Origin of the sequence: Sphingobium sp. BHU LFT2 (genome assembly GCF_018604485.1) — a bacterium.
Lineage (GTDB): Bacteria > Pseudomonadota > Alphaproteobacteria > Sphingomonadales > Sphingomonadaceae > Sphingobium > Sphingobium yanoikuyae_A.
Genome location: NZ_JAFCGW010000006.1, coordinates 93,636 through 108,533, shown reverse-complemented (window position 1 = coordinate 108,533; position 14,898 = coordinate 93,636). Strand labels below are relative to the sequence as shown.

At 59.0% G+C, this 14,898-nt stretch carries 16 protein-coding genes; all 16 read right to left on the bottom strand.

Annotated elements, in window-relative coordinates; genetic code table 11:
• Positions 1-6: 6 nt before the first annotated feature.
• The 16 genes from JQK15_RS13635 to JQK15_RS13560 all read right to left on the bottom strand — a co-directional run bounded on the left by JQK15_RS13635 (position 7) and on the right by JQK15_RS13560 (position 14,892).
• A complete protein-coding gene (locus JQK15_RS13635; protein ID WP_214866091.1) occupies positions 7-1,353 on the bottom strand; it encodes a phage head spike fiber domain-containing protein in 1,347 nt (448 codons plus the stop codon).
• Complete coding sequence (locus tag JQK15_RS13630; protein WP_214866090.1) at positions 1,353-1,709, bottom strand: hypothetical protein; 357 nt, start codon at positions 1,707-1,709, stop codon at positions 1,353-1,355. Before JQK15_RS13630 ends, JQK15_RS13635 begins: the two co-directional genes overlap by 1 nt.
• An 8-nt stretch (positions 1,710-1,717) precedes the next feature.
• Positions 1,718-5,869 carry a tape measure protein gene (locus JQK15_RS13625; RefSeq protein ID WP_214866089.1) on the bottom strand — a complete coding sequence of 1,384 codons (4,152 nt, stop codon included), beginning with the start codon at positions 5,867-5,869 and terminating at the stop codon, positions 1,718-1,720.
• A gap of 3 nt (positions 5,870-5,872) precedes the next feature.
• The gene (locus JQK15_RS13620) at positions 5,873-6,205 is read right to left on the bottom strand and encodes a phage tail assembly chaperone (RefSeq protein WP_214866088.1); all 333 of its coding nucleotides are present in this window, start codon (positions 6,203-6,205) and stop codon (positions 5,873-5,875) included.
• Positions 6,206-6,213: 8 nt separating this feature from the next.
• Positions 6,214-6,633, bottom strand: a complete 420-nt coding sequence (locus tag JQK15_RS13615) for a phage-derived protein YdaY family protein (RefSeq protein WP_214866087.1) — start codon at positions 6,631-6,633, stop codon at positions 6,214-6,216.
• A 108-nt stretch (positions 6,634-6,741) separates the two neighbouring features.
• A complete protein-coding gene (locus tag JQK15_RS13610) occupies positions 6,742-7,653 on the bottom strand; it encodes a phage tail tube protein (protein ID WP_214866086.1) in 912 nt (303 codons plus the stop codon).
• A gap of 85 nt (positions 7,654-7,738) precedes the next feature.
• Positions 7,739-8,131, bottom strand: a complete 393-nt coding sequence (locus JQK15_RS13605) for a phage tail terminator-like protein (RefSeq protein WP_214866085.1) — start codon at positions 8,129-8,131, stop codon at positions 7,739-7,741.
• 8 nt (positions 8,132-8,139) lie between these two features.
• Positions 8,140-8,406, bottom strand: a complete 267-nt coding sequence (locus JQK15_RS13600; protein ID WP_214866084.1) for a hypothetical protein — start codon at positions 8,404-8,406, stop codon at positions 8,140-8,142.
• Complete coding sequence (locus JQK15_RS13595) at positions 8,403-8,756, bottom strand: hypothetical protein (RefSeq protein WP_214866083.1); 354 nt, start codon at positions 8,754-8,756, stop codon at positions 8,403-8,405. The genes JQK15_RS13600 and JQK15_RS13595 overlap by 4 nt, the downstream gene beginning before the upstream one ends.
• Before the next feature lie 2 nt (positions 8,757-8,758).
• Positions 8,759-9,160 carry a hypothetical protein gene (locus JQK15_RS13590; protein WP_214866082.1) on the bottom strand — a complete coding sequence of 134 codons (402 nt, stop codon included), beginning with the start codon at positions 9,158-9,160 and terminating at the stop codon, positions 8,759-8,761.
• A gap of 53 nt (positions 9,161-9,213) precedes the next feature.
• Positions 9,214-10,161 (bottom strand): hypothetical protein, encoded by a 948-nt coding sequence (locus JQK15_RS13585; RefSeq protein WP_214866081.1) that lies wholly within the window; start codon positions 10,159-10,161, stop codon positions 9,214-9,216.
• Between the two features lie 105 nt (positions 10,162-10,266).
• Positions 10,267-10,902 carry a hypothetical protein gene (locus JQK15_RS13580; protein WP_214866080.1) on the bottom strand — a complete coding sequence of 212 codons (636 nt, stop codon included), beginning with the start codon at positions 10,900-10,902 and terminating at the stop codon, positions 10,267-10,269.
• A gap of 92 nt (positions 10,903-10,994) precedes the next feature.
• Positions 10,995-11,696, bottom strand: coding sequence for a hypothetical protein (locus JQK15_RS13575; protein WP_214866079.1), 702 nt, complete (start codon positions 11,694-11,696; stop codon positions 10,995-10,997).
• Between the two features lie 46 nt (positions 11,697-11,742).
• Positions 11,743-12,810, bottom strand: coding sequence for a minor capsid protein (locus JQK15_RS27295; protein WP_214866078.1), 1,068 nt, complete (start codon positions 12,808-12,810; stop codon positions 11,743-11,745).
• A gap of 24 nt (positions 12,811-12,834) precedes the next feature.
• Positions 12,835-13,416: a hypothetical protein gene (locus JQK15_RS13565; RefSeq protein WP_214866077.1), complete on the bottom strand. Its 582-nt coding sequence runs from the start codon at positions 13,414-13,416 to the stop codon at positions 12,835-12,837.
• A 30-nt stretch (positions 13,417-13,446) separates the two neighbouring features.
• Positions 13,447-14,892, bottom strand: coding sequence for a DUF4055 domain-containing protein (locus JQK15_RS13560; RefSeq protein ID WP_214866076.1), 1,446 nt, complete (start codon positions 14,890-14,892; stop codon positions 13,447-13,449).
• Positions 14,893-14,898: the final 6 nt, after the last annotated feature.

Genomic DNA, 14,898 nt, shown 5'->3' with positions numbered 1-14,898 from the left:
ACCCGGTCAGAGGCTGGTCGACGTCACCGTCAGGTCGATATTCCACCAGTATGGTGCCGACCATTTCGGGGTCGCCTTGGAAATGAACCCGAACACCGCGTCGTTTTGCTCCATGGCGGCAAAATGGGTGTCGGCGGTGGCCGTTTGACTCGTTGGACACCAATCGACCAAGCCCGATCCGGCCGTGATCTGGGGAGCGGCGAACGTGTTCGATCCGACCGCTGTGGCTGCACTTGGGTTCGACACCGATCCCGGTTCAGCGTAGGCCGGATAGCATCTGATACGCGCATTGGTGTTTGCGCCGCTGTTGTTGACCGATCGATAGACCCGCCAGTAATCGCCAGCGTCGACCACCGAATTCGCGGCGCTGCTTGCGCCTGTGGCCGGGTCCAGCGAACATGAGGCCGTGGCCGCTGTCCCACCCGTGACTTCTGCGACCAGTCGAACAATGGGACCAGCCTGCTTTTTGACGAACACGCTGACAGTATAGGTTGTGACATCGGTCGGAATGGACGCAGACCCTAGCGCATAAGGTTGGACCGTCGTCGACGTGTCGCCAATGACCGAGGCCGTCAGGCTGCCGTCAGGCGCATAGTCAGCATTGCGAACCCATGACGGGCTGCCGCTGGTTGTCCAGCCATTGGCCGACGCCATCGTCTGGCTATCGCGCAACAGATTGACGTTGGTTTTCAATTCGTAGGACGGCACGAACAGCACGGCCGAACTGTTGCCCGCCGACGTCAGCGTGCGATGCCAATCACGCCGATACTGCTGTTCGGTGATCCAGTTGACCGGGGCCTTAAAAGACTGAGTTTTGGCGTATTTGTCCCATCCGGTGTTGCCCCGATAATCGTAGGACTCTGATCCGTCGTTGATCGTCACTTCGACGTCCTGACCGATCGCGCCGAACTGATTGGTAGCGGAAGAACCGATCACAACGCGGCCGATCTGGACATAACCATCGGGATGACCAGTGGCGGTGATGTCGATGCGGACATATTTGCCCGCGACCGGCGCGGGAAGCCGCAGAACGGTCATAGCCTTGGTCTGGCTGCTCTTGATCCCCGACCATGCGGGCATCTGAATATCGACCGGGGCAGTCCCATCGACGTCGGTCTGTGTGTCACCGATGCGGATGCGCACCGCGTCGAAACAGCGCAGGTTCGTATTGACCAGCGCCACGGTGTCGATCGGCGTCGGCGATCCCGACAGCACTGTCAACGTGGGGGTCAGGGTGGTCGACCGGTAGATCAGGCCCACGTCATCGGTCAGCAGATTGACCGCCGGTGCCGTGGTCTGAGCCGCAGCACTGATGATCGTGAACGTTTCGGGATATGTGACGAACGCAGCCATTATCCGCGCACCGTCAGCTTAGTGATGCCGGTGGCCCAGTCGATTTGCTGCTGTTCCTGTCGAGTCGTCCGGTTGGTCACACGGTGCGTGTCGGAGGTGACGGCGAAGGTGGACAGCGATCCGTCACAGTCTTCAGCATAGATGACCTGATCGATTTCGATTTCGAACGACATCGCGGGGGTCTTGGCTGCGGCCAGCATATTGGTGGCAAGCGCCGCCGCGCTGGTCTGGTCGATCTGGGTGGGCAGTTCGATTTCGCGGGCCGCAGGGTATGCGGCCAGCACGGTGTTATCGGTCTGGACTTCGTAGCGATATTCTCGCTGAACAAATGTTGCGCGGGTGGGATCAAGGGCCATGTCGATATTTATGCGACCTTGACCCCATTGATGTAGTTGCCCGCGCCACCGCTGTAGATGGTCCCTGCCCGGCTGTTGATCTGGTTGGCAGCCTCAAGCGCTTCCAGAATTTTGGCCAGTGTTTCGTTGGTCACCGCTGCCGCCGAGGTCAGGGCCGCCGTCTGCTGCTGGACAGCCGCATCGGTAGCGCTGGTGTCGACGGTGATGGCGGTGGTCGTGGCGATCCCGGCCGCGCTGTTGATCTGGTCGGTCAACAGGCTGGCGAACTGATCCGAAACCCCGATCAGGTCGGCGCGGATGCTTTGGAACTGACTGTTTGCCGTGCCATAGATGTCGCGCGACAGGCCGAAGATTTCCTGACCCAGCTTCGTAAATGTATCCTGATCGACGGCCTTGCCGCTCGCGATCTGGGCCTTAAGGGCGTCAAATTCCGTCTGCTTGGCCGTCAACTGGGCAAGCTGGGTCACGCCCGAACCTTCGCCGTTCAGCATGGATTTGAAATCGGTCAGCCCAGCCAACTGCTGTTCTGTCAGCGCCTTCAGCTTCTCCGAACGCAGACGCTCGATATCAGCGACCTCCGACACGGACGCGCCAGCGGTCTTCATCTTGGCGATAAGCTGGTCGATCGGGTCAAGGATGCTGGTGACCGAGTATTTCAGCGGATCGTCGATCGACGCCAGTTCCTTCAGCGCATTCTCATACGACGTCGCCAGCGAAACGGCGCTATCAAGGCTGTAATTCTTGTCGTTCAGGACACGCTGGGTGAAGGCCTTCAGCCCGGTCAACGCGCCGTCAGAGATAGCGTCACGGATAGCATATTCGATCGCTTCCGCCTGCCCATCCTTGCCGAAATCCTTGATGTCGGTGCGGCCTGACCCGCCCTTCAGCTTGCCGTCGCGGCCCGTGGTCGAGACGCGCCACTTGTCCTTATAGGTGCCGATCGACACCAGATAGCTGCCGACGCTGGTGCCGAACTGGTCCGCCAGCGACTGGAGTCCATCCTGTATCGAGGCCGCAGCGCCCGACGCATATTCCTTGCGCGACCCGCTGTTGCCCGCTGTCGAGATACCCGAAGCGTTCTGGCCGGTAACGACCGAGGTGCCCCATTTCGCTTTCTTCAGCATCCCGCCGACGATGCCGCCGATGATCGACCCGCCGATCGCACCCAGCGGACCAAGGGCCGCGCCGCCGAGCGCACCGCCAAGCTGTGCGCCGGTGCCGCTGGCCTTGATCCCCAAACCCTTCATCAGGCCGTTGGTCATGGTGCCGATCTGCGCGCCCTGCGCAGCGGCACCGAGGGCGTTACCCAGCCCCTTGCCGAATTCGCCGCCCTTGCCGAACATCGCCTTGATGTTGTCCTTGAAGCCTTCGAAGCCGTCGCCCATCGACTTCAGAGGATTTTTGAACGCGGTGCCGACCTGATCGTAGAAGCTGGTCGCACCCTTATCGATCGCCTCACCGAAGCTGTTCTTCTTACCATCCTTGCCGTTACCCAGCGTGGTCTGAAGCAGGCCGACAATACCGCCCATCTGGCCGCCACGGGCAGCCGACGACATGTTCGACAGCGCCCCGGCCACCGACTGGAGGATGCGACCGATCTTGCCGCCGAAGCTGTTGGCGACGTAGTCGATGCGATCAAGGAACTGGTCTTGGAAATGGCCGCTGACATCGCGCACAGCGTTGTCCATGCCCTTCATGACGCTATCGTAAAGATCACGGCTGATAGCCTGACCGTTGATCAGAGTGCCGCTTTCGAAGGCCGCCTTGAACTTGGCCCGTTCCGTTTCGATACCCTTGATTTGCTGCCCGGCGCTGAACTGGGGCGAGTATGTCGACGCGATCGACGCGGCTTCCTTCGACAGGTCACCACGGGCCTTGATGGCCGCATTGCGCTCCAGTTCCTTCTTCAGCGCGGCTTCCGCAATCTGATAATCCTTGCCCGCGATATCGACACCGCTGGTCAGCGCGGACAGGCGATTGCTGAACAGAGCATCCTCAACAGTCTGCTGCTGTTCGGTCAGGCCCAGCTTGCGCTTGTCCAACAGACCGTTTTCCAGCGCCAGCTTGCGGGTCTGCTCCTGCATCCCGGTGATGGCCTTGCCGGTCGCGATTTCCTGCAATTTGAGCGCGATCTTGTCCTTGGCAGCGATCAGCGCTGCCTTGTCCTGATCGGACAGCTTATCGCCATACAGCTTTTGCAGTTCGAGCCACTTCGTGTGCTTCTCCGCTTCCTGCGGGAGCATCCGGGCAAGATCGACAGACTGGTCGAGGGTCTTCCAGAAATCCTTGATGGACTGTTGGCGCTTGGCTTCCGCTTCTGCTGCCTTCTTCGCCGCATCATTCTTGCCGCTATCGGCAGCAGGCTTCGATCGCGGCGACACACCCGCAAAATCGTCGATGCTGGCCTTCTTCCCGCGTCCAAGCATCGCATCCATGGATTGCTTGGCATCCCACAGATTGTTCGCAATCACACCCGCGCCATGCGCCGTAGCGTTAATGACACGACCAGTCCGTTCGAACGATGAAGTGAAGGCACCGCCGATATCCTTCAGGGCCGAGATATCACCGGTCAGCAGGCGGCCGACAATGCTGCCCAGCTTGCGGAACATCTGCATGATATCGGCATATGCCACTTGGAACAGGCGCGGGATTTGTTCGGCGACGAACTTGGCCGCGCGCATCATCGCAATGAAGCTGAGGCCCACGTCTCCCGCTGTTTTGGTGGAAATTCCGGTCAGCCATGTGAACGCCCCACCCAACAGGGTGCGAATATTGTCGCCCAGCCAGCCCACGAGATTGGCGATCCCGCGCAGGCCTGACCCGACAAGGTCCGCCATGACGCTAACAGTCGACCCAATCCCGTTGAAGGCAAGGGTCAGATAGTCCAGCGTGCTAAGGCCTTCGCCGCCCTGATTGGTGATGGCGCTGAACATAGCACCGACGCCCGACGCGATGTTCGCCACGATGTTGACCACGCCGCCGACCACCGAACCGATGGACTGAATGAACGGCGTGATCGACTGTAGGCCGGTGGTCGTCAGGTTGATGATCTTGGAAATGGCTTCGCCGAACAGGCCCCCACCCAAGGCAGCCAGCGACAGGAATATCTGATCCTTCAGGCCCGACAGCGCGCCGCCGATCGTGGCGGCCTGACGCTCCATCGCGCCGCCAAATTGGTTATTACCAAGGCCGATCAGGTATTTTTCGATTTCGGTCGCGTTCTTCCCGATTTCGGTCGTAACGCCCTGAAACGTCAGCTTGACCTTGTTGCCTTCGCTGGACGTCTTGATGCCGAACTCCTTCAGACGTTCGAATTCGCCAGTGGTCGCGTCGGCCACGGCTTCGATCATCTGGTTGAGGTCTTTGCCCATCGCGGATGCGGTGTTGCCGTAGGACATCATCGCGTTTTCGCTAGGAGTCAGGCCCAAAGCCTTCAGCTTCACAAAGCCGTCGACGGCCTGATCAAGAGAAAATGGGGTCTTCTGCGCGAACGCGGCCAGCGCGTCGAACGCCAACCCGGCCGACTGGGCATTGCCAACCACGGTTGTCAGACTGGCCTTGAACGCCTCAACCTTGGCAGCAGCGTCGATCGCATTGGCACCGACCAGAACTATGGAAGCGCCAACAGCCGCACCCACGACGGCCATGCCCCCAAGGCCCGCCATGCTGGTGGCCATGCCGCCCAACGCATTGCCTGCGCTGCCAGCCACGGCGCGCATACGGTCGAACCAAGATGCCGCGCCACTGGCACCCGATCCGGCCTGACCGGCGGCTGCACCAGCTTGCCCGGCCGCAGCCGCAGCGGCTGCCATCTGGGCCGCCATCTGCTGGGCAGCCGTGCCCGTCCGCATCATCGCCGCGATGTTCGCCAGCATCGCCGAATTGTAGGAATGGGCGGCACTGGTGCCGGTGCCGAAGGTGACGTTCAGCCGTCCCAGATTGGTGGTCGAAAGACCGGCGCTGCGGGCAAAGCCGTTTAGGTGACCACCAAGGCCATTCGCCGCACCACCGAGCGCGCCCATTCCGTTCTGGGTGACGCCCATCTGTCGATTGAGTTGGGCCGCCGCAGCCTGAATGGAGTTGTAGGCAGCATTAGCCCGCGCTGCACCAGTCTGGGCAGCGGTCGGGTCAATAACGATGCGGATGACATTATCTTGCACCCGCTATTTAGTCTTGGATTTGCGTGCCTGATTTTTGGCCTGCTGCTCGCGCACCCAGACGTCTAAGCTTCTGATGAATGTGATCAGAAAGTCGGTTTCGAACTCCGACAGGCCATAGTAACGAGCGAAAGCAAGAATAGCGGTAAAAGGGATCGGGCCGTCGCCAAAACCGACCGCGCGTTCAGTTTCGAGAGTCTTGAAGGCATTGAACCAGAATTCTGTATCTGGCCCAAGCTTCGGTTCCGTGTCGAGGATACGGATAGCGGGCAATAGGCCGTCTTCAGCCTGTGCCCGGAGAGTGGCAAGATGGTTTGCGTGAAGCTCTTGCCACTCCAACAGCGCAATTACTTTTTTTTGGCCTCTTCAGGGGTCGACGCCTGATAGAATTCGACGTTCAGCGAATTTGAAATAAGCTGACCCAGCACGAACTTGGCATCCGGTTCGGCGAAGTATTCCTTGGCCGCCTCAAGCGAAAATTCGACGGGTTCACCATCCTCGCCAAACACGTCTTCCCAACCAATGATGGCATATTCGACGAAGGCCAGCGCGAACACGTCGTCATCGGTCATCTGCTTGGTCTTGACCGCCAGCGCGTGGGTGCGATCCAGACGGGTGCGGATAAGCTGATACTTGGGGTCGTTGCCGTTCAGGTAACGGGTGAGAAAGCGACCATAGTGGTTGCCGAATTCATCGTGGATGTCGAACTTGATACCAGCAGACGCAACATCCTTGTCATAACGCTTGGGGAACTTAAACTTAGCCATAATGGGCTGAAAACCTCGCAATATTGATTATGCGGGTATTTATGCAAACAAAAAGGAAGGGATGCCGAAGCACCCCTTCCCCGTTCGTCTGATGGAATATTGCGAGGATTACGCCAGACGGGTGACCTTGATATCGGTGGCTTCGGTAGCGTCCAAGTCCGCTTCCCACTCAACCGTGCAATACAGCTTGGCACCATCCGTGTCGTCGGTCGGCATCTTGCAATAGACGGCAGGCACGAGGATGGTCAGGCCGTTGGCCGCTGCCCCCATGGTGAAGCTGAACGGGACAGCCGCATCGCCCAGCAGGGTTTCCGGCGTGAAATCTTCGCGGTGGAAGGTGACCGAACCGCTGATCTTGCGGTTGCTCGATGCAGCAACACCAAGAGCGGCATTGGTGCCAAATCCGTTGATCGTTTCGCGGTCCTGCGTGATCGACAGGCTCATGCTGGTGTAGGTCATACCCGACAAGCCACCAAGGCTGACGTTGGTGATTTCGCGACCAGTCAGGAACTGGGTCGAAGGAGCCGCGCCCGTGGTAGCGCCTGCGATCTTGGTCGCCGCATTGGTGATGCCACGGCCCATGATATCGACCGACACTTCAACACCACCATCATAGCTGGCTTCAAGGTTCCAGCCGGTGACCATCGCGCCAGTCATGCGCTGGTAAGCCGTTGCCGACAGAGCCTTTTCGATGGTGAAACTGGTTTCAGCGTTTCCGCCCTTGGCGACATTGCTGGTGAAGGTCGTCGCGCCGATCGCAGCAAGCAACAGGGCTTCGTTGGCCGGGCCACGCTGGAACACGGTCGACAGCGAACCTTCGGCCGCAATGTTGGTGCGACGTCCGCCGTTGCTGGCGCGGTTCTGACGAACAACATCGACCTCATACCAATCATGGGTCGGATTGATGTTGTCGCCTTCCTTGTGGACGAAGCGAAGGAAAGCCGGTGTTGCCGGGGTCGTGCCCGGCACGGTTTCCGCGACAATGCCCCATTCAAAGTTGGAGGGGGTGAAATATGCCATTTGAGGTATGGACTCCTAAAATAAAATCAAAGGAGCCAGTGGACTCCACCGATATTTAGGAGAGGGATCGGAAAATGGCCGGTCGCTAACCCTGCCTAATTGAGCGCCAGAACACTGACACATTGACTTGAAGCCATGGGCCATCTTCACCAACGACGTCCAAGTCTGGCGTTTCGCAAATCAGATTTTCGACGCGATAGTCGCGGAATATTTCGATGAACCGTTCGGCCAACTCATAGGCCAGACCATCACCCTGCCCGGTCGGCACGAAGATTTGCAGATAGACCCGGCCAAGCTGTTCGTAGTGGTTGCCGTTGCCGCCAAAATACCGTTGCCGACCGGGTCGGATCGTGAACCGCACCCAAGCGTCATCCCGCTCGGGAAGCACCGGAAGGCCTTCCATGCTGACAGGGGTAAGGTCGCCCCACTGGTCAAGGAAGCGATCGGAGAGGGCAATGATATCGGCGGTGACGGACATGCCGATATTTATCTAGTGCGGTAGTCGATGATTTCGTCGATCCAGCCATCAGGGGCCTGATCGGACCAGCCGGTAGCCAGTCGCTCGATATACGGCACCCGATTTTCGATCGTGATGACCTTCTTGCCGCTATCATCTAGGGTCCAGCCCTGCTTGGCCTGCCCGGTGTCGACAGGCGTTTCAGCCAGCAGGTCGCCATAGATATTCAAGGCGATTTCGTCGGCCTTCTCTCTGGCCAACTGCATAATCTGGCTGGTGATATCGATGCGGATCACGATGACACCACCGCACGATAAACCAGCGCCACGCCAGTCGGCGCGACCGTCTCCAGCGCCGTCACCTTATAGGTCTTGACCCCCTGTTCGATTTCGTCACCGATCTGCGGTTCAACCGTCAGGGTCAGGACCGTATCGTGATGAAGGACACCATCCGCCAACCGGGTTGCGCGCGGCTTCGCCACGGCTTTGCAGTCCAACCTGACGGTCGATGCCGGGGCCAGCTTGCGGGTGCCCGGCACATATGCAGTCTGGGCAGCGGTCTTGCGGATCAGGGTTGCCGGGCGAAGGAACTCGTCCGCCAGTTCCTCGATCAGGTCCGCCATTTCGGCATAGAAATCGGTGGCCATGATCAGCGCACCATTTTGCCGATCATGATCCCGCCACCGGCCTTGGTCAGGTAGGCAATCGGGCGCAGCATGGCGGTGATATGGGGGAAGCGATCGGCGGCCTTGTCGCCATAGGTCAGCTTGATCGCGCCGATACCGTCGCCGCTCTTTTCGCTGGCGATGATGTCGCGGTCAGCTTCGGCTTCGGCCAGCGTCGACGTCAGAGCATGGACGGCCAGCGCCATGATGGCTTTGAGCAAGAGGGGGTCGTTATCCTCGACAGCATCGCGCAGGGTATATGTGCGCTCGATATAATCGGCGGCACGAACGATCGCAGCGGTTCGGACTACATCGGTAGCGTCGGCCCATCCGGGTGTCAGACGGTCGAGGTGATAAGCATCGGTATCGGTGAGCGTGGGGGTCATCCGATATTTATGCGGATAGAGAAAGGGCCGGGGTTTTCCCCGGCCCTCTTGGATTAGGCTGCGTGGTTGACAGCGCGGATGCCGATGAACTGGTCTTGGGCAACCTTCGTCCAGTTGCTCGCTGTAGCAAGCTGAACAAGCGACGGCTTCAAGGGGCCGGTATAGCTGAAGCCCTGCGGATGACCCGCCACCAGCGACATACGGGTGCGGAGGATTTCGCCACCACCGCCGTTACCAGCGTTACCGTCACGGATGATTTCCATCGGGATCAGGCCGGGGGTCACGCCAGTCGCGAAAACCAGAGCGCCTTCGGTAGCAACTACAGATTTGTTGTCGCCGAACGCTTCGGTGATGATCAGGTTGTAACCTTCGAAGCGGCCGATGTTCAGGTTGGCAGCAGACGGCGCGATGAAATCATTGCGCTGAAGCTTCTGAAGCTTGGCGTAGGTCTTACGCGAAACGAACAGGGTCTTCTGCGCGCGCGGGTCGTCCATGGTGGCGGCCGCGTCGATGAAGGCATCCGGGTTGAAAGCATCGGTCACGACGCCGCTGGTCAGCGTGGTGGCCTTGGCCAGTGCGCCCTTCATGCTGGCGACAGCCATGTTTTCACCAACTTCCGACCAATACATCGGGATAGCACCGGCAAGGGTGCCACTCTTGATGTCATACTTGGTGATGATCTTGACGAGGTCGGTATAAGCCCAGCCCCAGTTGGCATCGATACGCAGCGCCTGATACGGCTCAGCGGTGATCTTGCCGGTCGCGCCCTTCTCGTCGAAATCATCCGAGGAGTGGTTGAACGCGGTCGTGTCGACCTTGTTGACGAAGTTGAGACGCTGAACCTGCGCGCCACCGGACATCAGAAGCTCAACTTCAGGGCCAGTCACGGCAACGCCGCTGGAAATCAGAGAGTTGTTTACACGATACTTGGCCAGAACAAGGTTCGCCAGAACACCCGGATTGGCACCAACAAGATCGGCAATATTAGTTTGAACAGTCATTAAAATATACGCTCCAACAATGGGGTTTTACGGCCCGGAGTTGGAGGGCCGTGGAGCGTTTCGGCTCCACGGTTATTTATTATTCTTGCTTTTCTTCAGCCATTCTTAGACCGGCTTTAGTTCTGGCATACCCCAAGAGTCAGCCAGCGCAGATGCCTGCGCGGGATCGGACACGGTCAGCTTGAAATAACGGTCATATTCTTCGGCAGTCGCCGGGGGCTTCGACCAGCCGGTCGCCTTGGCACTGGAGCCGGTCGCGCCTGCGCCAGAATTCGCCGGGGCCAGACAATATTTCGCACCCTTGCCGGTCAGGAACGCGGTCACACCATCGGTCAGGGGTTCGTCGCCATAATAGGCAGCGCCATCCTTCATGGTGACCTGCGCCTTCAGCGCCGGGATGAGGATGTCGAAATGTTCGGGGTCGACGTTGCCCGCGACCAGTGCAGCCTGAAGGCCATTATCGACCAGCAGGGTCTGAAGCTGCGCGTTCGCGGCATCGCGTTCAGCCTCAACCTTCTTCAGGGCAGCGTCATGCTTTTTCTGGAGGGAAGCCTTGATGGCTTCAACATCGCCAGCCTTTGCGGCGGCTTCAGCGGCTGCGCTTTCTGCGGCCTCTTCGGCAGCATCGGCAGCGGCTTTCGCCTTCTTCTCCCGATCGATCAGTTCGGAATTCTTGCGCTTCAGCGCCTCTTTTTCATTCTCAAGCTCTGCGAGCTTCGCCTTCAATTCTTCTTCGGTCATGTTTCCTTTCAGCCAGTAGCTGCCCGGTTAGCGCCAGTAGCGCGGTTGAGCGCGATCAGGCGGCAGGACCATCTGATCGACAGGCTATTTAGTCAGGCACGACCCAGAAGCGCGGCGTCCACCTCCGACAATCGGCGACGAATCCCATAACGATCAGCGTTCAAGGCGTTGAGCATGGCCGTGGCGGCTTTTACCGCAGCACTTCGCAATCCATCAATTTCCCCGATAGCCTCTTCCCCGCGTGTCAGGATCGCGGCCCAATCATCAGCCGCAATTTCATGATGTTCCCCTTCATCGTCGATCCATTCTTGATGGACAGAATCGGGCGCATGAACGGCGTCTAGTGCATCGCGTAGCACCTCTATTGACTGGACAAGAGATTGCTTGGAGGCCTCCACCGTTTCGGAGTCACGCCAATGATATTCGACCTTGAGCCACGTCAAAACGACGGACATTGATTGACTATCATGAAAGGCCCTTTCCGAGGAAATCGGCCTGCCCTCCTCCCAACGGTCGGGCTGGTAAACTTCGCGGATCGGCTTTTCGACATGCTTCTTAACGGCCGCAATCGCCTGTTGGAATTCCGACTGACGGTCCAACAGCATTTCTCGCAGCACCCCATTGGACTGGGTGCGGGTCAATTCAAGCTGGGCATAAACCGGCTTCACCGCCCAATACGCAGCAGCGAGCGCAAGGCCGCTGCCGATCAGGGTTTGCCAATCATAGAGAAACTGCCCGATTCCACTCATAGCCGTCAAAAGCCCCCACACAATGATAGCCTGTATCAGCAACATGGGTGAGGTTTGGCCAGACTGATGCGACCCCGTCAATGGGCGGACATCATGCCGCTGGCCGCGAAGCGGCCAGGCCTTCGGCCCGGCGCAATTGATCAAGCGATTTGTAGCTGCCATCATCGCGATAGAGGTCTTTGAACGCCACCTTTCCGTCCCTGAATAGCTTGGCACGTTCAACACCAAGAATAGCGTCCTGACGGTCTGCGGGCTGCTTCTCCAACCAATCGCCGTATGTAGTCTTGCCGGTCACCCGGCCGTCCATGCTGGCACGATAACGGCTCGCATCGGCTTCCTTGACGTTGCCCAGTTCATCGACCGATCGCGTCACCGGCGCATAGGCCGAACGACAACGCGGATGCGCAGGCAAGGCCGGTCTGGGCTTGTCCAGCGGATAGAATTGGCCGTCACGCGATTGGCATATGGAGGTCGTCCGGGTGTCGAGGACGCTGACGTAACGGACACCTTTGATGAGGTGCGAATTGCGCTGATAGACCGCATCACGGGCCGAATTCTGGATACCGGCCACCGACGTCAGCACCATGGTCTGCGCCGATTTCCTGCTACCTTCGAACACGCCACCGGGACCGCGAATGTCGCGAACCATCTGGTCGGTCGTCTTGCCGGTGACCAGCCCGGTCCTGATGGTATCTTCGATACGGCCGATGCGCGAAGCCGACAGGCGATCCACCCATGGCTTCAACTGGGTTCCAGCCAAGGGCGCGACCTCGACCAGATGCTTCAAATATGAAGCCGCAGGCGTGGCGATCGTGGTGGAAATCGGGATGGCGGCCTTGAGCCCATCGGCAGCCGTGTCCGCACTATGCTGGGCCAGTCCCTCCAGTTCGACGGTCAGACCATCGGCAACCTTCTGATAGACGTTCTCGTTGATGGCGCGGATATCGGCCAGCAGGTCTTCAAGGCGCTTGGTCATGGCCGGGCCAAGATCATAGCCGCGCTTGTCGATGTCGATCAGGCGCTTGGCCAGCGTTTCGACGATATCCTTGTCAGCCGAATTGAGGAGGCGAACGATCTTGTCCGCCAGCCCACGGCCATAGCGTTCGACGTAAATTTGATGCTGGATCGCACGGGATAGAAGGTCGTCGTTGACTGTCACGACCTATTTAGACCGCGATCTGTATCAGCCGGGTCGGGTGATCTTCACTGATACGCCGGGCGCATCATCGCTGCGCCGCGAGATAGGCTGAAAGATGGCTAGGAGGACGCCAAGTGCGACAAGCGCCCCAACGCCTATAAGGAACGTCCATTTGATGCCCTTATAGAACCGCTCCCCATTCTTCGCGGTTTCCCAATGCTGCTTCAGGACAGGGCGCGAATTGCAGATGATAATCCGCTCTGCCTGTCGGACCTTGTGCATGTCCAATTTGCCGTGAAGCATCATGTTTCCAAGGCAGGCCACCGCAACACGCACCCGCGTCCATTCATGATCGGTCGGCTTTTCGCGCAATTCTATGCGCATCCGCGCTTCGAAGAATTCCTTCATGAACGTAGAACGCTCTTTGGCGGCATCGGCATTGAAGTAGGCCAAGGTCGCCGCGATGGCCGTTGCAAGGTCTTTGCGCTGCTCATCTATCCAGTCCTGCCGGAATTCGCTGACCTTGCTTTCCTTAGCCGAAATCAAGGTAGCAGCCGCGACCGTCGCCGCTATAAAGGCAGCAACGACCGTGGCTATTGCGATGAAGTTAGGGTCAGTGAATTCCATGCCGCTTCATCACAGCGGCACGAATGAACGTCAACGGTCAGTCGGCTCTTCGGCTTCCTGATCCTCAACCGGTTCCTGCGGGAAAGTCGAAAGCCCAGCCTGCGAGGTCGGCATGTCGGCCTGATCCTCTTCGATGCGGCTGCGTTCCTCCTCATAGGTCAAGCCATCGGGGATCATTTCCCCCTGCTGGAGCAATTCGAACATCGTCTGTTTCGACATCAGTCCAGCGGCGACCAGACCCTGAAGGGCGGCGACGTCCTGCGATGACATCGGGGTCGGAAGGAAATCGGTCGACAGGGCATAGGACAATTCACCGGTCACCCCTACCCAGTCCGCAACAATGATCAGGGCTTCTTCGATCTTGCGGCTGACGATGCGGGCCAACGATGCCGTGCGACTATTTTCCGATGCACGGCGGATCGCATGGGTTTCGGCCGCTTCCGACGCGTTCTTCTCCGACGCGATGATGCGCAGGCCTTCCTGTGACATGTCCTCTTTAAGGTCGAGGGCCGTCTGACGGATATCACCGATCGCCGGAGCATCATTTTTCATCCATTCCGCATCAGCGTCGACACCCTCGACAACAGGCAAGTAGATGACCGTGCCGGGAACCGCGCGAATGGGCTTATGCTTTGAATCTGGGTCCATAGATGGATCGGCAACGCCCTTGACCTTGATCATTGGGATGCAGGTCATCAGGCGGGTCAGGCTATGCTGGGCCTGAACATTATAGTGGTCCAGATTGGTGATCACGACGTCGTCAAGCGGGGCCTTCTGCGGTTCGAATTTTCGGGCCTTGGTGGTCGCCAGCACGAACGGAATGGCGTCTAGGGGCTGGCCACGCTTCAGCGGCACGACAGGCGCATCGGCCAGCCACTCGCCACCGACGCGACGATGGATGATGACCTGATACTTCCCGTCGACCAGCGCCAGTTCGCGAACGGTATCTTCGTCGTCCTTCAGGCGGACGCGCACCACCTTCAGCTTGTTTTCGATGACCGCTGGCGTGACCTCCAGAATGGATTCGGCACGATAGACAGCGACAAATGGACGGAACCCCTTGGCGATGGCATTGGCCGCGTTCAGGCCAGCAGTCGAAGCCGGATGGTCGACCAGCAGGCCGACGAAATTGGTGATGAGGATTTCCGACAGAACTTCTTCGGCAAGGTCGTCGACGGTCATGCCGGTGGCCGTGATCGTCTCTAGGATAGGCTCCAACGCTGCCGGGGCCGTCATGGTCGCGGGCTTCCGGTTGATCATGCCGATCAGACCTTCGTGCGTGACGCCTGCGCCGGGGAAGAACGGGACGGCCTGCTTGTAATCCTCAAATTCGTCCGCTTGCTGGTCAGTCAGTTTGGGCAGGTATGTGGTGCCACGGGCCTTCACGGCGTCGGCACCTTCGATCACGTCACGGGCGCGCTGCCAGCGCTTATGGGCTGCGGCGATCTTCGCAGTCGGTTGGTCGATATCGGTCATCCGCTA